The sequence below is a fragment of the Xenorhabdus szentirmaii DSM 16338 genome (assembly GCF_002632585.1).
GTDB classification, from domain to species: Bacteria; Pseudomonadota; Gammaproteobacteria; order Enterobacterales; family Enterobacteriaceae; genus Xenorhabdus; species Xenorhabdus szentirmaii.
This window is the reverse complement of sequence record NZ_NIBV01000002.1, coordinates 1,015,638-1,041,785: the sequence shown is the minus strand read 5'-3', so window position 1 is coordinate 1,041,785 and position 26,148 is coordinate 1,015,638. Positions and strand designations below refer to the sequence as shown.

Here is a 26,148-nt window from a genome sequence, read left to right as displayed (position 1 = left end):
CTCTCGGTGGATGATTTGGGCGAAGGTTTCAATCTCGTGGTTCAGGCTGTTTCCGGGGTTGATCCCTATCGGGTCACAAACTATCTGGTTACGGCCATCAGTGGCCTGACTGAAGCACTGGCAACTGAATCCCGGCAATCTATTTTAGGCCTGCCGATCCTGCCCGCGACCGAACGCCAGCAAATACTGGTGAGCTTCAATAACACCGAAGCTGACTTCCCAAGGGAAGCCCTGATTCATGAATTGTTTGAGCAACAAGTAGTACGCACTCCAGATGCCATTGCGGTGGTATTTGAAGAAAGCGCCCTCAGCTACGGTGAACTGAACCGGCGCGCCAACCGGCTGGCCCATCATTTGATTGCGCTGGGGGTAAAACCCGATGACCGGGTGGCCATCTGCGTTGAACGCAGCCCAGAGATGGTGGTAGGGCTATTGGCCATACTCAAAGCTGGCGGCGCCTATGTGCCATTGGACCCGGCCTATCCGGCCGAACGGCTGGCCTATATGCTCAGTGATGCGGCGCCAGTGGCACTACTGACTCAGGCAGCCCTGAAGGAAACATTGGGCAGCAATCTGCCTACCATAGTGCTTGATGCCCAACACCCCTCTATTTTTGATAAAACGTCGGCAGAAAACCCCGATGCTCAGGCACTGGGGCTTACCTCACACAGTCTGGCATACGTGATTTATACCTCCGGCTCCACCGGGCAACCCAAAGGCGTCATGGTTGAACACGGCGGATTCAGAAATTACCTACAGTGGGCGCTTGTACATTATGCCAATGCAAATCGACTGAACAGTATTGTGTCATCCCCGGTGGCCTTTGATGCGACTGTCACCAGCATTTATCTGCCCCTGCTTTGTGGCGGCAGAATACAACTGCTCCGTGACGGACAAGAATTGATTGAGTTGATACCCACTCTGTTATCTATGGATGACACTACTCTGGTCAAGATCACACCAACCCATTTCGCTGCGGTTGGTCAGGAATTGCTGACGGCAAAACAAACTTGTCCCGCACATTGCTTCATTGTGGGAGGGGAGTCACTTTCCAGTTCAACCGTAGCATGTTGGCGTGAGCTTTCTCCTGAATCACGTATTGTCAATGAGTATGGCCCAACCGAAACGGTGGTTGGCTGTATCACGTTTGACGCCAATGAGCCAAATGGTTTCATCGGCAATGTTCCCATCGGCCACCCAATTGCCAACACCCAGATCTATATTCTGGATGCACAGGGGGAACCCGTGCCCTGCGGCGTTACCGGTGAGATTTATATCGGCGGGGCGGGGGTGGCCCGCGGCTACCTTAACCGCCCGGCCTTGACAGCGGAACGTTTTATTCCTGACCCGTTCTCCGCCCTCCCGGGGGCCCGGCTGTATAAAACCGGTGACCTCGGCCGCTGGCGGCCGGATGGCAATATTGACTACCTCGGCCGCAACGATTTTCAGGTCAAGCTGCGCGGCTTCCGCATCGAACTCGGCGAAATCGAGGCGCAACTGGCTCAGTGCCCGGGGGTCGACGACGCCGTTGTTATTGTCCGCGAAGACCTGCCGGGCGACCCCCGCCTGGTGGCCTATCTCCGGCCTCAGCCGGGCGCTGAACTGGTGCCGGCGGAGTTGCGCCAGCAACTGGCACCACATCTGGCCGACTACATGCTGCCCGGTGCCTTTGTGATGCTGGAACGCTTCCCGCTGACCCCCAATGGCAAACTCGACCGCAAATCGCTGCCCGCCCCTGACCAGTCAGCCGTGGCCATGCAGGCTTATGAAGCGCCCGTGGGCGAACTGGAAACCACGCTGGCCCGGATCTGGCAAGATCTGCTGGGGCTGGCGCGTGTCGGCCGTCATGACCACTTCTTTAAGCTTGGCGCCCACTCATTACTCGCGGTGCAATGCGCGACACGCCTACGCCAGGCGCTGGCACTGGAGCTGCCGCTGGCCCAGCTCTTTGCCCGGCCGGTCTTGCGTGATCTCGCTCAGACACTCGCCGGGGCCGCTGTCAGCGAGCAGGTGGTGATCCCTGTGGCCGATCGCCGCATGCCCCTGCCGCTCTCTTTTGCCCAGCAGCGATTGTGGTTCCTCGACCAGCTCGATCCCGCGGCCAGCCTGGCCTACCATATTCCCGCGGTATTGCAGCTTTCCGGTCGGCTTGACGCTCAGGCCCTCACTGCGGCGCTCAATCACCTGGTCGCCCGTCAAGAGAGCCTGCGTACCCACTTTACGCTGGTTGACGGCCAGCCCTGCCAGCAAATCGCCCCCGCAGACACCGGTTTTGCCCTCCCCTGCCGGGACCTGCGTCCCCTGAGCGAAACGGCCCGGACCCGTCGCGTGGCCGAACTGACCGAATATGAGGGTAGTACCCCGTTCGACCTGACTCAGGGTCCGCTGATCCGCGGTCAATTGCTGCAACTGACTGATGAAGAACATGTGCTGCTGTTTACCCAGCACCACATCATCTCTGACGGCTGGTCCACTGGTATTCTGGTCCGCGAACTGGCGGCACTTTATCAGGCTGCCCTGTCGGGTCAGGCGGCATCCTTGCCCCCCCTGCCTGTCCAGTATGCTGACTATGCCGTCTGGCAGCGCAACGCATTGCAGGGTGACCGCCTGACCGCCCTGCGTGATTTCTGGCATACCCAATTACAGGGGGCGCCTGCCTTGCTGGAATTGCCCACTGACCGCCCACGCCCGTCAGTACAGCGTTATGCCGGCAGCCGGGTGCCTGTCCACCTGAGTGCGGCAGTCCTCACGGCCCTCAAGACACTGGGCCAAAATCAGGGCACGACCCTGTTTATGACCCTGCTTGCGGCCTGGGCGGTGGTACTGGCCCGCCTCAGCGGTCAGGACGATATCGTCATTGGCACCCCCGTGGCTAACCGCCCGCACAGTGAAACCGAAGCGTTAATTGGCTTCTTCGTCAATACGCTGGCCCTGCGCATTGAACCCGGCCGATGCCACACGGTGGCGGAACTGCTGGCCCAGATTCGCGAGCGCACACTGGCGGCCTATGCCCATCAGGAGCTGCCTTTCGAGCAGGTGGTAGACACCTTGCAGCCGGCCCGCAGCCTGAGCCACAGCCCCATTTTTCAGGTCATGCTGGCGCTGGATAACACCCCGGCGCAAGCATTGGCACTGCCCGGACTGGCACTGTCCCCTGTTGAGCAACCGCAGCGCAACAGCCAATTTGACCTGACGCTGTCACTGACGGAAACCGACACCGGTTTAGCCGGAAGGCTGGAATATGCGACCGACCTGTTTGATCAGGCGACCGTGGTCCGCATGGCGGGCTACTTTGAAAATGTCCTGACGGCGATGGCCGCCGATGTCACCCAGACTGTCCCGTCCCTGCCAATGCTGTCTGCCGCCGAGCAACAGCAACTGCGGGTAGATTTCAACGCCACACAGGTGGATTTCCCGCAGGAAGCCCTGATCCACGAGCTGTTCGAACAACAGGCAGCCCGGACCCCGGATGCCATCGCGGTGCTGTTTGAAGCATGCGCGCTCAGCTACAGCGAGCTGAACCAGCGCGCCAACCGGCTGGCCCACCATCTGCTGACCTTGGGTGTACAGCCCGATGACCGGATTGCTATTTGCGCCGAGCGCAGCCCGGAAATGGTGGTCGGCTTGCTGGGTATCCTGAAGGCCGGAGCCGCCTACCTGCCGCTTGATCCGGCTTACCCCGCCGAACGGCTGGCCTACATGCTCAGCGACGCGGCGCCAGTGGCCCTGCTGACCCAGACGGCCCTGCTGGAAACCCTGAACAGTCCCCTGCCGACGGTGGTGCTTGATGACGGGGGCGCATCCGGGTGGGATAACGGCCCGGCCGCCAACCCGGGCACCCGGGCGCTGGGGCTGGCTTCACACCACCTGGCCTATGTGATTTACACCTCCGGCTCCACCGGCCAGCCCAAAGGGGTGATGAACAGCCACCGGGCCCTGTGCAACCGCCTGGTCTGGATGCAGGCGGCCTATAGCCTGACCCCCGCTGACCGTGTCCTGCAAAAAACCCCGTTCAGTTTCGATGTTTCCGTCTGGGAATTCTTCTGGCCGCTGCTCTGGGGCGCGCGTCTGGTGATGGCCCGTCCCGAAGGGCATAAAGATACCGGTTATCTGGCCCGGTTGATTGAGACTGCCGGTATTACCACCCTGCACTTTGTGCCGTCCATGTTGCAGCAGTTTGTCCGGGGGGTGTCACCAGAGTATGCCTGTGCCTCCCTCAAGCGGGTGATTTGCAGTGGTGAAGCATTGCCGCCCGAACTGCAACAGCGCTTCTTCGCACGTTTCGAAGCCGAGCTGCACAACCTGTATGGCCCGACCGAAGCCGCGATTGATGTCACCCATTGGACCTGCCAGCGCGGGGATAACCGCCACTTTGTCCCGATTGGCCGCCCCATCGCCAATACCCAACTTTATATTCTGGATGCACAGGGTCAGCCGGTGCCGCTCGGGGTAGCCGGTGAAATCCATATCGGCGGGGGGGGGGGGGCCCGCGGTTACCTGAACCGACCAGCCCTGACAGCGGAGCGCTTTATCCCCGACCCGTTCTCCCCCGCCCCGGAGGCCCGGCTGTACAAGACCGGTGACCTTGGCCGCTGGCTGCCCGACGGCAGTATCGACTACCTCGGCCGCAACGATTTTCAGGTCAAGCTGCGCGGTTTCCGCATTGAACTGGGGGAAATTGAAGTGCACCTGACCCGGTGTGCAGGGGTGCAGGAAGCGGTAGTTATCGCCCGTGAAGACAGCCCGGGGGACAAACGCCTGGTGGCCTATCTCCGGCCGCAGCCCGGTACTGAACTGGTGCCGGCTGCACTGCGTCAGCAACTGGTGCCGCATCTGGCCGACTACATGCTGCCCGCCGCCTTTGTGATGCTGGAAACGTTCCCGCTGACGCCGAACGGCAAGCTCGATCGCCGGGCGCTGCCGGCGCCTGACCAATCTGCCGTAGCAACGCGTGCCTATGAAGCACCAGAGGGTGCATTGGAAACCACGCTGGCGCAGATTTGGCAGAACCTGCTCGGGCAGACCCGCATCAGCCGGCACGACCACTTCTTCGAACTCGGCGGCCACTCACTGATGGCAGTCAGCCTGATTGAACAACTGCGCAATGCCGGCTGGCGGCTTGATGTGCGCAGCATCTTCTCCGCGCCGGTCCTCACTGACATGGCGCAGGCTGTCCGGGCGAATCAGGGGGAAGCCGCCTTTATTGTGCCGCCTAATCGCATTCCTGACGGCAGCACCATGCTCACCCCTGAAATGCTGCCACTGGTCACGTTGTCTCAGGCAGAAATCGACACCATTGTGGAAACCGTGGCAGGCGGGGCGGCCAATGTGCAGGATATCTACCCGCTGGCGCCATTGCAGGCGGGTATCCTGTTCCATCACCGGTTGCAGGAGCAAGGTGATGCCTATCTGTTGCACCATCTCATCGCCTTCGATACCCGGGTACGCCTTGACGACTTCATGGCGGCATTGCAAGCGGTCATCAACCGCCATGATATCCTGCGTACCGCGGTTTGCTGGCAGGGACTGACGCAGCCCGTGCAGGTGGTCTGGCGTCAGGCACCACTGTCAGTGACAACGTTTGTCCCCGCCAGCCCAGACAATGTGCCGGCCCAATTGCAGGCGCACACCGATCCTCGTCGGTGTCATATTGATTTGAGTCAAGCCCCGTTAATGACCACCAATATTGTTCAAGATCCTGCCAGCAATGAATGGCTGCTGGCCCTGAACTTCCATCATCTCATTGGCGATCATATGACGCTGGAGCTTATCGTCGCCGAGATCCGTTTACTGTTGCAAGGGCAGGCAGAAACACTGCCTGCTGCACTACCTTACCGTGACTTTATCGCTCAAATCCTGAGTGTGCCCGCCTCCGTGCATGAGGACTATTTCCGCGCCCGGCTCGCTGATGTCGATACCCCGACTGCTCCCTTTGGTTTGCTTAATGTACAGGTTAACGGCGAGGATATGACGGAGGCCCATTTGCTATTGGATAGCCCACTAGCGCAAGCAATCCGCATGCAGGCCCGTCGTCTCGGTATCAGTCCGAGTGTTTTATTCCATGTCGCCTGGGCTCAGGTATTGGCACAAACCAGCGGTCGTGACGATGTCGTGTTCGGGACGGTGCTGCTTGGGCGTCTGCAAGGCTCCGCCAGCGCCGATCAGGTGATGGGAATGTTTATCAATACGCTGCCAGTGCGGGTATCCCTCGCGGATCGCAGTGTGCTGGAAGTCGTGCGCGCCACCTACCGCGATCTGACTGCGTTGTTGGAGCATGAACAAGCTCCCTTGACGCTGGCGCAGGGCTGTAGCGGCGTGAAGTCACCGTTGCCGCTTTTCAGTGCCCTGCTTAACTACCGCCATAGCCAGCCGGATACGGCTGATAAGGTCTGGGATGGTATGCGCATATTGACCGCAGAAGAACGCACTAACTATCCGTTGACCCTTTCGGTGGATGATCTGGGGGAAGATTTCAATTTGATAACCCAGGGTGTTGCAGGTGTTGATCCCGCCCGGGTAGTGGATTATTTGGCTACAGCCATCAGCGGCCTGATTGAAGCGCTGAAAACCGGGCCACAACAGCCTATTCTGAGCCTGCCGATCTTGCCTGCCGCTGAACGTCAGCAAATTTTGGTGGATTTCAATGTCACAGAGACAGACTTCCCAAGGGAAGCGCTGATCCATGAACTGTTCGAACAACAGGCTGAACGTACCCCGGATGCCATTGCCGTGGTATTTGAAGGCCGGTCACTGAGTTATGCCGAACTGAACCAGCGCACTAACCAACTGGCACACGCCCTGATTGAGTTTGGTGTATGTTCCGATGATCGCGTTGCAATTTGTGTCGAACGCAGTCTGGATATGGTGATTGGCATATTGGGCATATTAAAAGCCGGCGCGGGTTATGTTCCGCTTGATCCTGCATACCCTAGCGAACGGCTGATGCATGTCTTATCTGACAGTGCCCCCAAATTACTGCTTACCCAACAGCATTTACAGACACATTTACCGATGGCCGATATCCCTGTCTGGTTACTGGACAGTGTCAAACACCTGAACACGGTTGCTCAACAATCTGTTGCCAATCCTGATCCGGCACAATTGGGATTACAAGCGCACCACTTGGCTTATGTTATCTATACTTCCGGCTCCACCGGGCTGCCTAAAGGCGTGATGATCGAGCACTGTAACGTGGTGAACTTTACGCATGCCCAATGCCGGATCAGTGAGCTCAAATCCACTGATCGTATCCTGCAATTTGCCACAATTGCCTTTGACACGGCCGTGTCTGAAATTTTCCCGACACTGACTGTCGGTGCCACCTTGATTCTGCGCCCAGCGCATATTCGGATACCAGACACCGCCTTTAGCCATTTCCTGCAAGAACAGGCCATCAGTGTGCTAGATCTACCGACTGCCTTTTGGCACCAGTGGGTACAGGAAATGAAAGCCGGTCGCTGTGATTTCAGTCCTTCTCTGCGTTCAGTCACGGTTGGCGGTGAGAAAGCCGGATACCGTCATCTCATCAATTGGCAATCCATGCCTGAAACTCAGCACTGCCGCTGGATCGATACTTACGGGCCAACCGAAACTACCGTCATCACCGCCTCGCTGGCATTGGAAGGCGGCAAGGTACTGGACGCAACAGAAAAACTATCGATTGGCCGCCCGATTGCCAATACCCGCATTTACATTCTCGATACACAGGGAAAACCTGTACCACTCGGTGTCACTGGAGAAATCTATATTGCCGGTGCGGGGGTTGCCCGTGGCTATCTGAACCGTCCTGAGCTTACCGCTGAATGTTTTGTCTCCGATCCATTCAGTGCTCAACCGAATGCCAGAATGTATAAGACCGGCGATCTGGGGTGCTGGCAGCCAAATGGGACGATCATCTATCTCGGCCGCAATGACTTCCAAGTCAAGATCCGTGGATTCCGTATTGAACTGGGGGAAATAGAGACTCAATTGGCCGGTTGCGCGGGTGTCAAGGATGCTGTGGTTATCGCACGTGAAGAAGATAATGGCGAAAAACATTTAGTCGCCTATCTCGTGCCACAGCCTGACATCACACTGGATGCCATCAATCTGCGCGAACAGCTGAGTACCCGCCTGGCGGATTATATGCTGCCTGGGGCCTTTGTGATGCTGGAGTCCTTCCCGCTGACCCCGAACGGAAAACTGGATCGCAAAGCACTACCGGCTCCTGACCAGACCGCCATTGCCAGCCGCGAATATCAGACACCTCAGGGTGAAATGGAACAGCAACTGGCTGCTGTCTGGCAAACGTTGCTGGGTTTGGAGCAGGTTGGCCGTCACGACAATTTCTTTGAGCTGGGGGGACATTCGTTGCTGGTTGTCAGTCTGATTGAACAACTGCGCCAACGTGATCTTACCCTTGATGTCAGCGCTGTCTTCGCATCACCAACCCTGACGGCGATGGCTGCCCGCCTGACAACAAAAGCCGCTGGAAATACCGCACTGAGTGTCCCCCCCAACCTCATCAGCACTGGTTGTGACGCCATTACGCCAGACATGCTGCCGCTGGTTGCATTATCTCAGGCGGAAATCGACACGGTTGTCACGACTGTGGTTGGCGGCGCCACCAATGTGCAGGATATCTACCCGCTTGCCCCATTGCAGGAAGGCATTCTGTTCCACCATCAGCTACAGGAACAAGGTGATGTCTACTTGCTGACCAGCCTGATTGCTTTTGATACCCGTGCGCGTCTCGACGCTTTCCTTGATGCCCTGCAACAAGTGATTAACCGCCATGATATCTTGCGCACTGCCGTCTGCTGGCAAGGACTGATGCAGCCAGTGCAAGTGGTCTGGCGTCAGGCTCCATTGCCAGTCACTACCTTTGTCCCGGCCTCACCAGACAATGTATTGGCTCAGTTACAGGCACACACCAACCTGCATCGGCTTGACTTGAGTCAGGCACCACTGTTCAGTGCCGATATTGTCCTTGATCCGGTCAGCAATGAGTGGTTACTGGCCCTGAATTTCCATCATTTGATAGGCGACCATATAACAATGGAGCTTATCACTGACGAAATCCGTTTGTTGTTGCAGGGTCAGGCAGAAACCTTGCCAACTCCGTTACCTTACCGCAATTTTATCGCCCAGATCTTGAGCGTGCCGCTTTCAGTGCATGAGGACTATTTCCGTACGCAGCTCGCCGATGTCGATGAACCAACCGCCCCCTTCGGCCTGCTTAATGTTCAGGGTGATGGTGAAGACATAACCGAAACGCATCTCCCCCTGGATAACGCACTGGCACAAGCAATCCGCAGTCAATCCCGCCGTTTGGGTATCACCCCCGGTGTACTGTTCCATGTTGCCTGGGCACAGGTGCTGGCTCAGACCAGCGGCCGTGACGATGTTGTGTTCGGCACGGTGCTGCTGGGCCGCCTGCAAGGCTCTGCCGGGGCCGACCGGGTGATGGGAATGTTCATCAATACCCTGCCAGTGCGGATATCCCTTGCTGGGCGCAGCGTGCTGGAAGTGGTTCAGGCGACCTACCATCACCTGACGACATTGCTGGAACATGAACAGGCTCCTTTGGCGCTGGCCCAACGTTGCAGCAATGTGATGTCGCCGATGCCATTATTCAGCGCCCTGCTCAATTACCGCCATAGCCAGCCGGATACAGGCGATACAATTTGGGACGGTATGCGCCTGTTGGAGGCAAATGAGCGCACTAACTACCCGCTGACCCTCTCGGTGGATGACTTTGGGGAGGATTTCAGTCTGGTAGTCAAAACTGTCGCAACTGTTGATCCCGCCCGGGTAGCGGGTTATCTGGCCACAGCCATCAATGGTCTGGTTGAAGCCCTGACCAATGCCCCCCAGCGGCTGGCTTTGAACCTATCGATCCTGCCTGCTGCTGAGCGCAAGCAGTTACTGGTGGATTTCAATGACACCGAAGCTGATTTCCCAAGGGAAGCCCTGATTCATGAACTGTTTGAACAACAAGTGGCGTGCACTCCTAACGCTACCGCAATGGTATTCGAAGAGCAATCCCTTACTTACAGCGAACTGAATCGCCGTGCCAATCGCCTGGCTCATCATCTGATTGCCATAGGTGTACGCCCGGACGATCGGGTGGCCATCTGTGTTGAGCGCAGCCTTGAGATGATGGTGGGACTGCTGGCTATTCTCAAGGCAGGCGGCGCCTATGTCCCACTGGACCCGGCTTATCCGGCTGAACGGTTGGCTTATATGCTGGAAGATGCTGCACCAGTGGCCCTGCTCACTCAATCCACACTGGTTGACATGCTGGACAGCAACCTCCCCAGCATATTACTTGATGCCCGGCTGCCATCTGCCCCTGATGAGAAACAGGAAAACAATCTTGATATTCAGACGCTGGGGCTAACTTCACGCCATCTGGCCTATGTGATTTATACCTCGGGTTCAACAGGGCAACCGAAGGGTGTAATGGTGGAACACAGGAATGTCATCAATCTTTATACAGGATTAAAGATTGCATTTGCCCTCAGGCAACCGTGCCGCATAGCAATGAATGCCAGTATCGTATTCGATTCATCGGTGAAAAGCTGGCTCCAATTGCTTTCTGGTCATACATTGGTCATCGTCCCTGAAGCCCTCCGAACCGATGGCCAGACGCTTTGGCGCTATTTTGCACGCCATGCCGTGGATATGTTTGACTGCACACCGATCCAATTGCAATGGCTACTGGGGGCAGGTTTGGGAACAACCCCCGGTTATCAACCCAGGCTGGCATTGATTGGTGGTGATAACATTCCTCCTTTGGTGTGGTCCGAATTGCAACATATAAAAACCACCCGCTTCATCAACGTTTACGGACCAACAGAATGTACGGTAGATGCCAGTCTCTGCCCGGTTGACTTATTACTGTCGCAGCCCAGCATCGGCCGCCCAATTGCCAACACCCAAATCTATATTCTGGATGCACAGGGGGAACCCGTGCCCTGCGGCGTTACCGGTGAGATTTATATCGGCGGGGCGGGGGTGGCCCGCGGCTACCTTAACCGCCCGGCCTTGACAGCGAAACGCTTTATTCCTGACCCATTCTCCGCCCTCCCGGGGGCCCGGCTGTATAAAACCGGTGACCTCGGCCGCTGGCGGCCGGATGGCAATATCGACTACCTCGGCCGCAACGATTTTCAGGTCAAGCTGCGCGGCTTCCGCATCGAACTCGGCGAAATCGAGGCGCAACTGGCTCAGTGCCCGGGGGTCAACGACGCCGTTGTTATTGTCCGCGAAGACCTGCCGGGCGACTCCCGCCTGGTGGCCTATCTCCGGCCTCAGCCGGGCGCTGAACTGGTGCCAGCGGAGTTACGCCAGCAACTGGCACCACATCTGGCCGATTATATGCTGCCCGGTGCCTTTGTGATGCTGGAACGCTTCCCGCTGACCCCCAATGGCAAACTCGACCGCAAATCGCTGCCCGCCCCTGACCAGTCAGCCGTGGCCATGCAGGCTTATGAAGCGCCCGTGGGCGAACTGGAAACCACGCTGGCCCGGATCTGGCAAGACCTGCTGGGGCTGGCGCGTGTCGGCCGTCATGACCACTTCTTTAAGCTTGGCGCCCACTCATTACTCGCGGTGCAATGCACGACACGTGTACGCCAGGCGCTGGCACTGGAGCTGCCGCTGGCCCAGCTCTTTGCCCGGCCGGTCCTGCGTGATCTCGCCCAGACACTCGCCGGGGCCGCTGTCAGCGAGCAGGCAGTGATCCCTGTGGCCGATCGCCGCATGCCCCTGCCGCTCTCTTTTGCCCAGCAGCGATTGTGGTTCCTCGACCAGCTCGATCCCGCGGCCAGCCTGGCCTACCATATTCCCGCGGTATTGCAGCTTTCCGGTCGGCTTGACGCTCAGGCCCTCACTGCGGCGCTCAATCACCTGGTCGCCCGTCAAGAGAGCCTGCGTACCCACTTTACGCTGGTTGACGGCCAGCCCTGCCAGCAAATCGCCCCCGCAGACACCGGTTTTGCCCTCCCCTGCCGGGACCTGCGTCCCCTGAGCGAAACGGCCCGGACCCGTCGCGTGGCCGAACTGACCGAATATGAGGGTAGTACCCCGTTCGACCTGACTCAGGGTCCGCTGATCCGCGGTCAATTGCTGCAACTGACTGATGAAGAACATGTGCTGCTGTTTACCCAGCACCACATCATCTCTGACGGCTGGTCCACTGGTATTCTGGTCCGCGAACTGGCGGCACTTTATCAGGCTGCCCTGTCGGGTCAGGCGGCATCCTTGCCCCCCCTGCCTGTCCAGTATGCTGACTATGCCGTCTGGCAGCGCAACGCATTGCAGGGTGACCGCCTGACCGCCCTGCGTGATTTCTGGCATACCCAATTACAGGGGGCGCCTGCCTTGCTGGAATTGCCCACTGACCGCCCACGCCCGTCAGTACAGCGTTATGCCGGCAGCCGGGTGCCTGTCCACCTGAGTGCGGCAGTCCTCACGGCCCTCAAGACACTGGGCCAAAATCAGGGCACGACCCTGTTTATGACCCTGCTTGCGGCCTGGGCGGTGGTGCTGGCCCGCCTCAGCGGTCAGGACGATATCGTCATTGGCACCCCCGTGGCTAACCGCCCGCACAGTGAAACCGAAGCGTTAATTGGCTTCTTCGTCAATACGCTGGCCCTGCGCATTGAACCCGGTCAGTGCCACACGGTGGCGGAACTGCTGGCCCAGGTTCGCGAGCGCACACTGGCGGCCTATGCCCATCAGGAGCTGCCTTTCGAGCAGGTGGTAGACACCTTGCAGCCGGCCCGCAGCCTGAGCCACAGCCCCATTTTTCAGGTCATGCTGACACTGAACAACACCCCGGCGCAAGCATTGGCACTGCCCGGACTGGCACTGTCCCCTGTTGAGCAACCGCAGCGCAACAGCCAATTTGACCTGACGCTGTCACTGGCGGAAACCGACACCGGTTTGGTGGGGGGGCTGGAATATGCGACCGACCTGTTTGATCAGGTGACCGTGGTCCGCATGGCGGGCTACTTTGAAAATGTCCTGACGGCGATGGCCGCCGATGTCACCCAGACTGTCCCGTCCCTGCCAATGCTGTCTGCCGCCGAGCAACAGCAACTGCGGGTAGATTTCAACGCCACACAGGTGGATTTCCCGCAGGAAGCCCTGATACACGAGCTGTTCGAACAACAGGCGGCCCGGACCCCGGATGCCATCGCGGTGCTGTTTGAAGCATGCGCGCTCAGCTACAGCGAGCTGAACCAGCGCGCCAACCGGCTGGCCCACCATCTGCTGACCTTGGGTGTACAGCCCGATGACCGGATCGCTATTTGCGCCGAGCGCAGCCCGGAAATGGTGGTCGGCTTGCTGGGTATCCTGAAAGCCGGAGCCGCCTACCTGCCGCTTGATCCGGCTTACCCCGCCGAACGGCTGGCCTATATGCTCAGCGACGCGGCGCCGGTGGCCCTGCTGACCCAGACGGCCCTGCTGAATACCCTGAACAGTCCCCTGCCGACGGTGGTGCTTGATGACGGGGGCGCATCCGGTTGGGATAACGGCCCGGCCGCCAACCCGGACACCCGGGCGCTGGGGCTGGCTTCACACCACCTGGCCTATGTGATTTACACCTCCGGCTCCACCGGCCAGCCCAAAGGGGTGATGAACAGCCACCGGGCCCTGTGCAACCGCCTGGTCTGGATGCAGGCGGCCTATGGCCTGACCCCCGCTGACCGTGTCCTGCAAAAAACCCCGTTCAGTTTCGATGTTTCCGTCTGGGAATTCTTCTGGCCGCTGCTCTGGGGGGCGCGTCTGGTGATGGCCCGTCCCGAAGGGCATAAAGATGCGGGTTATCTGGCCCGGCTGATTGAACGCGCGGGAATTACCACCCTGCATTTTGTGCCGTCGATGTTGCAGCAGTTTGTCCGGGGGGTGTCACCAGAGTATGCCTGTGCCTCCCTCAAGCAGGTGATTTGCAGTGGTGAAGCATTGCCGCCCGAACTGCAACAGCGCTTCTTCGCACGTTTCGAAGCCGAGCTGCATAACCTGTATGGCCCGACCGAAGCCGCGATTGATGTCACCCATTGGGCGTGCCAGCGCGGGGATAACCGCCACTTTGTCCCGATTGGCCGCCCCATCGCCAATACCCAACTTTATATTCTGGATGCACTGGGTCAACCCGTACCGCTCGGGGTGGCCGGTGAAATCCATATCGGCGGGGTGGGCGTGGCCCGCGGTTACCTGAACCGGCCGGCCCTGACAGCGGAGCGCTTTATCCCCGACCCCTTCTCCCCCGCCCCGGAGGCCCGGCTGTACAAGACCGGTGACCTTGGCCGCTGGCTGCCCGACGGCAGTATCGACTACCTCGGCCGCAACGATTTTCAGGTCAAGCTGCGCGGTTTCCGCATTGAACTGGGGGAAATTGAGGCGCACCTGACCCGGTGTGCAGGGGTGCAGGACGCGGTGGTTATCGCCCGTGAAGACAGCCCGGGGGACAAACGCCTGGTGGCCTATCTCCGGCCGCAGCCCGGTACTGAACTGGTGCCGGCTGCACTGCGTCAGCAACTGGTGCCGCATCTGGCCGACTACATGCTGCCCGCCGCCTTTGTGATGCTGGAAACGTTCCCGCTGACGCCGAACGGCAAGCTCGATCGCAAGGCGCTGCCCGCCCCTGAGCAATCTGCCATGGCTGTACGCGGTTATGAAGCGCCCATTGGTGCATTGGAAACTACCCTGACACAAATCTGGCAGGATCTGTTGGGGCTGGAACGTATCGGGCGCCATGATCACTTCTTCGAACTCGGCGGCCACTCGCTGTTGGTGGTCAGTGTGATCGAACGGCTGCGTCAGCAGGGCTGGGCACTGGATGTCCGAACGGTATTCACTGCTCCGGTTCTGGCTGATCTGGCCCGGGCGATTCAGGCATCCCCGGAGGAAAACCCGGTCTTTATTGTGCCGTCCAACCAGATCCCTGACGGCAGCACCGTGCTCACCCCTGAAATGCTGCCGCTGGTCACGTTGTCTCAGGCAGAAATTGACACCATTGTGGAAACCGTGGCAGGCGGGGCAGCCAATGTGCAGGATATCTACCCGCTGGCCCCGTTGCAGGAGGGTATCCTGTTCCACCATCGTCTTGACCCGCACAGAGATCCCTACGTGATCTCGTCGCTGTTATGTGTTGACCGTCAGGCAGACCTTGATGCCTTCACCGCCGCATTACAGGCGGTCATCGACCGGCATGATATCCTGCGTACCGCCGTCCACTGGGCCGGCTTGTCCCAGCCGGTTCAGGTTGTGCACCGCCACGCCCCTTTGCCGGTCCATCGCCTGTCCCTGAAGGACGGTGATGATGTGGCTGCCACTCTGCAAACCCGCATGGAGTTGTCACACGGGCAGCTGGATTTATCCCGGGCGCCACTGGTACGCCTAGAAACCGCAGCTGACCCACACTCAACCAAACTGTATGTCTTGCTCCAGTTCCATCACATCATCGATGATAACCTTTCGTTGCGGCAGGTTCTCGCGGAAACGGCAGCATACTTGCTGGGCAAAAGTGCCGATTTGCCGCCATCGGTGCCCTATCGTAACTTTGTGGCTTATGCCCGTCAGGAAAGCCATATTCAGGCCGCAGAAACCTTTTTCCCGGACTATCTGGCAGATCTCGATGAAGTGACGGCGCCTTTTGGCCTGATTAACGTTCAGGAAGGGGGCGAACATACGGCAGAAGCCCAACAATCCCTTAATGCCGGCTTATCGTGTGCCCTGCGTGAAACAGCCCGCAGATTGGGCACCAGCCCTGCGGCGTTGTTCCATGCAGGGTGGGCGCTGGTTGTTGCCCACACCAGTGGGCGTGACGATATCGTATTCGGCACCACCTTATCAGGCCGCATGTCGGGCATGGCAGGCAGTGCGGGCGCGTTGGGCATGTTTATCAATACCCTGCCGGTCAGGCTGAAACTGAAAGGCATCAGTGCTGAAACCCTTGTCAAGGCAGTCACTGACACATGCGCCAGTTTACTGCGTTATGAACAGACCCCTTTGTCTCTGGTACAGCGTTACAGCGGGTTCGGCAATATGCCGTTGTTCAGTGCCCTGCTCAACTGCCGGCATGTAAATGACAAGGACAGCAGCACACTCAACCTGTCGCAGTTTGGCATAACCAGTCTGGCCGGCCGGGAACGCACCAATTATCCCGTGGGGATCTCGATTGATGATGACGGCAGGGATTTTATGTTATCCGCCCAAACTGTCAGCACAGTCGATCCGAACAGGATCAATGCCTATTTGGTCAGGGCACTGGAACAACTGGTCGCGATATTGGCGGATGCCCCCCATTCACCGGCCCTGTCAGTGGACGTGGTGCCCGCCGCTGAACGCCAGCAATTACTGATGGACTTCAATGCCACTGAACAGGATTTCCCACAGGCGGCCCTGATCCATGAGTTGATTGAACAACAGGCCGCACATACCCCGGATGCTACGGCTGTGCTTTTTGAAGGACAGTCACTCAGCTATGGTGAACTGAACCGCCGCGCCAACCAGTTGGCGCATCATTTAATTGCACTGGGCGTACAGCCCGATGACCGGGTGGCCATCTGTGCTGAACGCAGCCCGGCGATGGTGGTGGGCCTGCTGGGGACCCTGAAAGCCGGCGGTGCTTATGTACCCCTCGACCCCACTTACCCGACGGAACGGCTGGCCTATATGCTGGCGGATGCGGCGCCGGTGGTCCTGCTGACCCAAACGTCACTGGCTGGGAGATTGGGCAGCGGCCTGCCTACCGTGCTGCTGGATACCCCGGCCTGCGATAGCTGTGCGGACAATAATCCGACTGTCCGGGCATTGACGCCACACCATTTGGCGTATGTGATTTACACCTCCGGTTCCACCGGTCAGCCTAAAGGGGTGATGGTGGAACATGGCGGGTTCAGAAATTACTTGCAGTGGGCTATCAGTCATTACGTTACTGCCGGGCAGATAGATAGCATCGTTTCATCACCTTTTGCCTTTGATGCAACGGTCACCAGTATTTACTTGCCTCTGCTCTGCGGGGGCAAAATACGCCTTATCCGTAAAGGCCAGGAACTTATTGAGTTGGTGCCCTCACTGTTGTCCACATCCCCGGAGTCCGCGACTCTGGTTAAGATAACACCTACTCACCTTGCCGCAATTGGTCAGGAGTTGTTGGCTGCAAAACGGATCTGTCCTGCACATTGTTTCGTCGTCGGCGGGGAGGCACTAACCCGTTCAGTCGTGGCACGTTGGCGTGAACTGTCCCCTGAGTCGCGGATTGTCAACGAATATGGCCCGACCGAAACGGTGGTGGGTTGCATCACCTTTGACACCCATCATCAGGACGATATCACCGACAACGTTCCTATCGGACAACCGATCGCCAACACCCGGATTTATATTCTGGATGCACAAAGCCAGCCGGTGCCCCTTGGCGTGGCCGGTGAGATTTATATTGGTGGTGCCGGTGTGGCCCGCGGTTACCTCAACCGCCCGGCACTGACGGCAGAACGTTTTATTCCTGACCCCTTCTCAGCAGAACCTGATGCCCGGCTGTACAAGACAGGTGATCTCGGCCGCTGGCTGCCGGATGGCAATATCGAGTACCTTGGCCGCAACGATTTTCAGGTCAAGTTGCGCGGTTTCCGCATTGAACCGGGGGAAATTGAAGCGCGCCTGACCCGGTGTGCGGGGGTGCAGGAAGCAATGGTTATCGCCCGCGAAGACATGCCCGGAGAAAAACGTCTGGTGGCCTATCTCCGGCCGCAGTCCGGTGTTGAACTGGTGCCGGCCGAACTACGCCAGCAACTGGCGCAACATCTGGCCGATTATATGCTGCCCGGTGCCTTTGTGATGCTGGAACGCTTCCCGCTGACCCCCAATGGCAAACTTGACCGTAAGGCGCTGCCCGCCCCTGAGCAATCTGCAACAGTAACGCGCGGTTATGAAGCCCCTGAGGGGGAACCGGAAATCCTGTTGGCGCAGATTTGGCAGGAATTGCTGGGCTTGGAGCGTGTTGGCCGCCATGATCATTTCTTCGAACTCGGCGGGCACTCACTGATGGCGGTCAGCCTGATTGAACGACTGCGCGTTTTGGGGCAGGCACTTGATGTCCGCAGCATCTTCTCGACACCGATTTTATCCGAGATGGCTCTGGCTATTCAGACTCTTCAAGAGATGCCTGCTTTCAGCATTCCCCCTAATCGCATTAGCAAAGACTGTCTTGTCCTTACTCCCGATTTGTTGCCACTGGTGGTACTGTCCCAGACTGAGCTCGATACCATCGTCGATACCGTTCCCGGCGGTGCAGCCAATGTGCAGGACATCTATCCGCTTGCCCCATTGCAGGAAGGCATTCTGTTCCACCATCGCTTGCAGGAACAAGGAGATACCTACCTATTAAACAACTTGGTGGCCTTTGACAGCCGTACACGTCTTGACGCCTTCCTTGGTGCCCTGCAACACGTGATCGACCGCCACGACATCCTGCGTACCGCCATCTGCTGGCAGGGACTGCCCCAGCCTGTGCAGGTGGTCTGGCGACAGGCCCCCCTGTCGGTGAACACCTTTGTGCCGACCTCAGAAAACAATGTACTGGCCCAGCTGCAGGACCATATTGACCCAGGGCAGCGTCGACTTAATCTCAGTCAGGCACCACTGCTCACCGCTGACATTGCCCATGATCCAGCCAGTCACGAGTGGCTGTTGGCGCTGAGTTTTCATCATCTGATCGGCGATCATATGACACTGGCACTTATCGTCGATGAAATTCGCCTGTTGTTGCAGGGGGTTCCTGAAAAACTGCCCACTTCGTTGCCATACCGCAATTTTATCGCCCAAACCCTGAGCGTGCCGGTTTCTGGGCATGAGGACTACTTCCGCGCCCAGCTCGCCGATATCGATACTCCAACCGCCCCCTTTGGCTTGCTGAATGTGCAAGGCAATGGTGAGGATATAACCGAAGCCCATTTATTGCTGGATACCACGCTGGCCCGGGCGATCCGCAATCAGGCCCGCCATCTGGGTGTCAGCCCGAGTATACTGTTCCATGTTGCCTGGGCGCAGGTGCTGGCGCAGACCAGCGGCCATGACGATGTGGTCTTCGGCTCCGTGCTGCTCGGCCGTCTGCAAGGCTCTTCCGGCGCTGACCGGGTAATGGGGATGTTTATCAATACGCTGCCATTGCGGGTGTCCCTTGCCGGTCGCTGTGCACGGGACGTGGTACAGGCCACCTACCGTAACCTCACGACACTGCTGGAGCATGAACAGGCTCCTCTGGCGCTGGCCCAGCGTTGCAGCGGTGTGACACCACCGATGCCATTGTTCAGTGCCTTGCTCAATTACCGCCATAGCCAGCCAAACACAGACGATACAGCCTGGGACGGCATGCGTTTGCTGGCAACAGAGGAGCGCAATAACTATCCGCTGACGCTCTCGGTGGATGATTTGGGGGAAGGTTTCAATCTCGTGGCTCAAGCTGTTTCCGGGGTTGACCCCTCCCGGGTCACAAACTATCTGGTTACGGCCATCAGTAGCCTGATTGAGGCACTGGCAACTGAATCCCGGCAATCTATTTTGGACCTGCCGATCCTGCCCGCGACCGAACGTCAGCAAATACTGGAGAGCTTCAATAACACCGGGGCTGACTTCCCAAGAGAGACTTTGCTCCATGAATTGTTTGAGCAACAGGTAGTACGCACTCCAGATGCCATTGCGGTGGTATTTGAAGAAAGCCCCCTCAGCTACGGCGAACTGAACCGTCGCGCCAACCGGCTGGCCCGTCATCTGCTTGCGCTGGGCATACGCCCGGACGATCGGGTCGCCATCTGCGTTGAACGCAGTCTGGAAATGATGGTGGGATTATTGGGTATCCTCAAAGCGGGTGCAGCCTATGTGCCACTTGATCCGGCCTATCCGGCCGAACGCCTGGCTTATATGCTGGAGGATGCCACTCCCGTGGCGTTGCTTACCCAAACTGATCTGCTGGAAACACTGGACAGTCATCTGCCTACCATCGTGCTTGATACCCGTGGTTCATCAGCTTGGGATAACGGGCCGGCAGAAAACCTGGATACCCGGGCGCTGGGGCTGGCTTCACACCATCTGGCCTATGTGATTTATACCTCGGGTTCAACAGGGAAACCGAAGGGTGTAATGGTTGAACACAGTAATATTGTTAATTTCTTGTGTTCAATGAGTAAGGAGCCCGGCATTACGGAAGAGGATGTTTTACTGGGTATTACCTCTCTCTCTTTCGATATTTCCATTTTAGAGCTATTCCTTCCGTTATTAACGGGGGCTCAAATTATACTGGCGACACAGGGACAGGCAGCGGATGCACAGCAATTGGCCGCCTTAATTGCTCAGCATCATGTATCCTTCATGCAGGCAACGCCTTCGACATGGCGCATGTTACTGCAACTGCCGACTTTCTCTCTGCCCGCCAAGTTTAAGGTACTGTGTGGTGGGGAAGCATTACCTGAAAAACTGGCAACGCAATTACTCCAACAGGTCCCTACTCTCTGGAATTTATACGGACCCACAGAAACGACGGTCTGGTCTGCGTTAAACGGCTTGACCCGAGCTTCCTCTTACATTGGTCACCCTATTGCCAATACCCAAATCTATATTCTGGATACACAGGGTCAGCCCGTGCCGCTCGGGGTGGCCGGTGAAATCCACATTGGCGGCGCTGGTGTGGCCCGCGGCTACCTTAACCGCCCGGCACTGACAGCAGAACGTTTTATTCCCGATCCATTCTCAACCATCCCTGATGCCCGGCTGTACAAGACGGGTGACCTCGGCCGCTGGCTGCCGGATGGCAGCATCGAGTATCTGGGCCGCAACGACTTTCAGGTCAAGCTGCGCGGTTTCCGCATCGAACCGGGGGAAATTGAAGCGCGCCTGACCCAGTGTGCGGGAGTGCAGGAAGCAGTGGTCATTGCCCGCGAAGACAGCCCGGGCGATACCCGGCTGGTGGCCTATATTCTCCCTCAGCCAAATGCCGAACTCGTGCCGGCTGAACTGCGTCAGCAACTGGCACCGCATCTGGCCGAGTATATGTTGCCCAGTGCCTTCGTGACGCTGGAAACCTTCCCGCTGACCCCGAACGGCAAACTTGATCGCAAGGCGCTGCCCGCGCCTGAACAATCTGCCGTGGCTGTACGCGGTTATGAAGCGCCTGTTGGTGAAACGGAAACTACGCTGGCCCAGATCTGGCAAAACCTGCTGGGGCTGGAGCGTGTAGGCCGACATGATCACTTCTTTGAGATAGGTGGTCATTCACTCATGGTCGTGCAATTGATAACACGTATACAAACTGAATTTTTAATCGATATACCCATCGTCTCAATTTTCCAATTCCCCAAATTATCGGAATTGGCAGAAGTAATTCTCTCTACTCAAGCAAGTTCTGCATGGGGAAATGATGTTGCATCAGTAAAAAGTGATCTCGATTCAATGTCGATAGAAGAGTTAATGGCGATTTTAGATGGAGATACTAATTAATGACCAAAGCTAATATAAATATTGAGATGCTAAAGCGTGCCGTTTTAGAGAAAAAGCTTAAAGAGCAACTAAAAAAACGCGGTGATCACGCTTCGCATCTATCTATAAGGAAAGCAGATCGCCATTTGCCTTTGCCGTTGTCCTTTGCTCAACAACGGCTGTGGTTCCTCAGTCAGTTCGATCCTGCCGCCAGTCAGGCTTACCATATGCCTATGGTATTGCAGCTTTCCGGTCAGCTTGACGTTCAGGCCCTCATGACGGCGCTCAATCACCTGATCGCCCGTCAAGAGAGCCTGCGTACCCACTTTACGCTGGTAGACGGCCAGCCCTGCCAGCAAATTGCCCCCGCAGACACCGGTTTTGCCCTCCCCTGCCGGGACCTGCGTGCCCTGAGCGAAACGGCCCGGGCCAATCGTGTGGCTGAACTGACTGAATATGAGGTTTTTGCACCTTTTGATTTGACTCAGGGCCCGCTGGTCCGTGGTCAATTGCTGCAACTGACTGATGAAGAACATATGCTGCTGTTTACCCAGCACCATATCATTTCCGACGGCTGGTCCGTCGGTATCCTGGTCCGCGAACTGGCGGCGCTTTATCAGGCTGCACGGGCGGGTCAGGCAGCGGCCTTGCCGCCCCTGCCTGTTCAGTATGCCGACTATGCCGTCTGGCAGCGCGACGCGTTGCAGGGTGACCGCCTGACCGCCCTGCGTGATTTCTGGCATACCCAATTACAGGGGGCGCCCGCCTTGCTGGAATTGCCCACTGACCGCCCACGCCCGTCAGTACAAAGTTATGCCGGCAGCCGGGTATCTTTCCATCTGAGTGCGGCAGTCCTCAAGGCCCTCAAGGCCGTGGGCCAAAGTCAGGGCACGACCCTGTTTATGACCCTGCTCGCGGCTTGGGCGGTGGTGCTGGCCCGCCTCAGCGGTCAGGACGATATCGTCATCGGCACCCCTGTTGCCAACCGGACACGCAGGGAGTTGGAAGATCTGATGGGCTTCTTCGCCAATACGCTGGCCCTGCGCATTGAACCCGGCCAGTGCCGCACAGTGGCGGAACTGCTGGCCCAGGTTCGCGAACGCACACTGGCGGCCTATGCCCATCAGGACCTGCCTTTCGAACAAGTGGTAGAAGCCTTGCAGCCAGTCCGCAGCCTGAGCTACAGCCCCATTTTTCAGGTCATGCTGGTGCTGAACAACATGCCGGCGCAAACGTTGGCACTGCCCGGACTGGCACTGTCCCTCGTTGAGCAACCACAGCGCAGCAGCCAATTTGACCTGACGCTGTCGCTGACGGAAACCGACGCTGGTTTAGCCGGAAGGCTGGAATATGCAAGCGACCTGTTTGATCAGGCGACGGTGGTTCGCATAGCGGGCTACCTTGAAAAGGTCCTGACGGCGATGGCCACCGATGTCACCCAAACTGTCCCGTCCCTGCCGATGCTGTCTGCCGACGAGCGCCAGCAGCTATTGGTTGATTTCAACGCTCCCCAAACCGACTTCCCGCAGGAAGCCCTGATCCATGAACTGTTTGAGCAACAGGCCATGTTGGCGCCTGATGCCATCGCCGTGGTGTGTGCAGGTCAGTCCCTCAGTTATGGCGAACTGAACCGCCGCGCCAACCGGCTGGCCCACCACCTGCTGACCTTGGGTGTACAGCCGGATGACCGGGTCGCCATTTGCGTTGAGCGCAGCCCGGAGATGGTGGTCGGTTTGCTGGGCATTCTGAAAGCCGGAGCCGCCTACCTGCCGCTCGATCCGGCCTACCCGGCCGAACGGCTGGCCTATATGCTCAGTGATGCGGCCCCGGTGGCCCTGCTCACCCAGTCCGTGCTGGCCGAAACGCTGGACAGCCACCTGCCGACAGTGGTGCTTGATGCCCGCTCACCGTCCGCCCTTGACGGAGCGCCGGACAGCAACCCTGACAGCCGGGCAAGGGGAATAACCTCACGCCATCTGGCGTACGTGATTTACACTTCCGGCTCCACCGGCCAGCCCAAAGGGGTGATGGTGGAACATGCCAACATCCTCCGCCTGTTGGCGGCCACGCAGGACTATTTCCGGTTCAGCCATCATGATGTCTGGACCCTGTTCCACTCTTTTGCTTTTGATTTCTCAGTATGGGAACTGTGGGGGGCCCTGGCTTACGGTGGCCGGCTGGTTATCGTCCCCGCAGCCTGTGCCCGCTCGCCACAGGCATTCTATGCCCTGTTGTGTGACGAACGCGTGACAGTGCTGAACCAGACACCGAGTGCGTTCCGCCAGCTTATCCCGGCCCAGGATGACACCGCCCACGCCCTGCGCTGCATTATCTTCGGCGGGGAGGCGCTGGAATTGCCTTTGCTGGCACCGTGGATCGCCAATAACCCGATCAGCCAGACCCGGCTGGTCAATATGTACGGCATCACCGAGATCACCGTCCATGCCACCTATCGGGAACTCACCGGGGATGATATCAGCGGGGGACGGGGCAGTCTGGTTGGTCAGCCGTTGCCTGACCTGCATGCCTATCTTCTTGATCCCCACGGCCAGCCGGTGCCCCTCGGCGTAACCGGCGAGCTTTATATCGGCGGGGTGGGTGTGGCCCGCGGTTACCTTAACCGGCCGGCCCTGACGGCAGAACGATTTATCCCTGACCCCTTCTCCACTACGCCCGGCTCACGCCTGTATAAAACCGGTGACCTCGGCCGCTGGCTGCCGGATGGCAATATTGAATATCTGGGCCGCAATGATTTTCAGGTCAAGCTGCGCGGTTTCCGCATTGAACTGGGGGAAATTGAGGCACGCCTTGCCCAGTGCTCTGGAGTGCGCGACGCTGTTGTCATCGCCCGCGAAGACATCCCGGGCGATACCCGTCTGGTAGCTTATCTGCTCCCTCAGCCCGGTACTGAACTCGTGCCGGCTGCACTGCGTCAGCAACTGGCGCAACATCTGGCCGATTATATGCTGCCCAGCGCCTTTGTGATGCTGGAAGCCTTCCCGCTGACCCCGAACGGCAAGCTCGATCGCAAGGCGCTGCCCGCCCCTGAGCAATCTGCTGTGGCTGTACGCGGTTATGAGGCGCCCATTGGTGAAGTGGAAACTACCCTGACGCAAATCTGGCAGGATCTGCTGGGGCTGGAACGTATCGGACGCCATGATCATTTCTTCGAACTCGGCGGCCACTCGCTGCTGGTGGTCAGTGTGATCGAACGGCTGCGTCAGCAGGGCTGGGAACAGGATGTCCGAACGGTATTCACCACACCAGTTCTGGCTGATCTGGCCCGGGTGATTCAGGCATCCCCGGGGAATGCCCCGGCCTTTATTGTGCCGCCCAATCAGATCCCTGACGGCAGCACCGTGCTCACCCCTGAAATGCTGCCGCTGGTCACGTTATCTCAGGCAGAAATCGACACCATCGTCAACCGGACTTCCGGCGGCGTGACCAATGTACAGGACATCTACCCGCTGGCCCCGTTGCAGGAAGGTATCCTGTTCCACTATTTGCTGAATCCGGCCAAAGATCCCTATGTGATCTCGTCGCTGTTATGTGTTGACCGTCAGGCAGACCTTGATGCCTTCACCGCCGCATTACAGGCGGTCATCGACCGGCATGATATCCTGCGTACCGCCGTCCACTGGGCCGGCTTGTCCCAGCCGGTTCAGGTTGTGCACCGCCACACCCCTTTGCCGGTCCATCGCCTGTCCCTGAAGGACGGTGATGATGTGGCTGCCACTCTACAAGCCCGCATGGGGTTGTCATACGGGCATATGGATTTATCCCGGGCGCCGCTGATACGCTTACAAACCGCCGCTGACCCACACTCAGCCAAACTGTATGTCTTGCTCCAGTTCCATCACATCATTGATGATAACCTTTCATTGCGGCAGGTTCTCGCGGAAACGGCAGCATACTTGCTGGGCAAAAGTGCCGATTTGCCGCCATCGGTGCCCTATCGTAACTTTGTGGCTTATGCCCGTCAGGAAAGCCATATTCAGGCCGCAGAAACCTTTTTCCCGGACTATCTGGCAGATCTTGATGAAGTGACGGCCCCTTTTGGCCTGATTAACGTTCAGGAAGAGAGTGAACATACGGCAGAAGCCCGACAATCCCTTAATGCCGGCTTATCGTGTGCCCTGCGTGAAACAGCCCGCAAGCTGGGCACCAGCCCTGCGGCGTTGTTCCATGCAGGGTGGGCGTTGGTCGTTGCCCGCACCAGTGGGCGTGACGATATCGTATTCGGCACCACCTTGTCAGGCCGCATGTCGGGCATGGCGGGCAGTGCGGGTGCGTTGGGCATGTTTATCAATACCCTGCCGGTCAGGCTGAAACTGAAAGGCATCAGTGCTGAAGCCCTTGTCAAGGCGGTCACTGACACATGCGCCAGTTTACTGCATTATGAACAGACCCCCTTGTCTCTGGTACAGCGCTACAGCGGGTTCGGCAATATGCCGTTGTTCAGTGCCCTGCTCAACTGCCGGCATGTAAATGACAAGGACAGCAGCACACTCAATCTGTCGCAGTTTGGCATAACCAGTCTGGCCGGCCGGGAACGCACCAATTATCCCGTGGGGATCTCGATTGATGATGACGGCAGGGATTTTATGTTATCCGCCCAGACCGTCAGCACAGTCGATCCGAACAGGATCAATGCCTATTTGGTCAGGGCACTGGAACAACTGGTCG

The 26,148-nt window shown here is 58.2% G+C and carries 2 protein-coding genes (both running past the window's edge); both read left to right on the top strand.

What is annotated here, in order from left to right:
* Nucleotides 1-21,483, top strand: partial view of a non-ribosomal peptide synthetase gene (locus Xsze_RS14620; RefSeq protein ID WP_099139143.1) — the 3' portion only. Its footprint begins 4,470 nt before the window's first position; only the last 21,483 of its 25,953 coding nucleotides appear in the window; its start codon lies beyond the left edge, outside the window; it ends in the stop codon at nt 21,481-21,483.
* Nucleotides 21,483-26,148, top strand: partial view of a non-ribosomal peptide synthetase gene (locus Xsze_RS14615; protein ID WP_099139142.1) — the 5' portion only. 16,532 nt of this gene lie beyond the right edge of the window; the window shows 4,666 of its 21,198 coding nt (coding positions 1-4,666); its start codon is at nt 21,483-21,485; its stop codon lies off the right edge, out of view. Before Xsze_RS14620 ends, Xsze_RS14615 begins: the two co-directional genes overlap by 1 nt.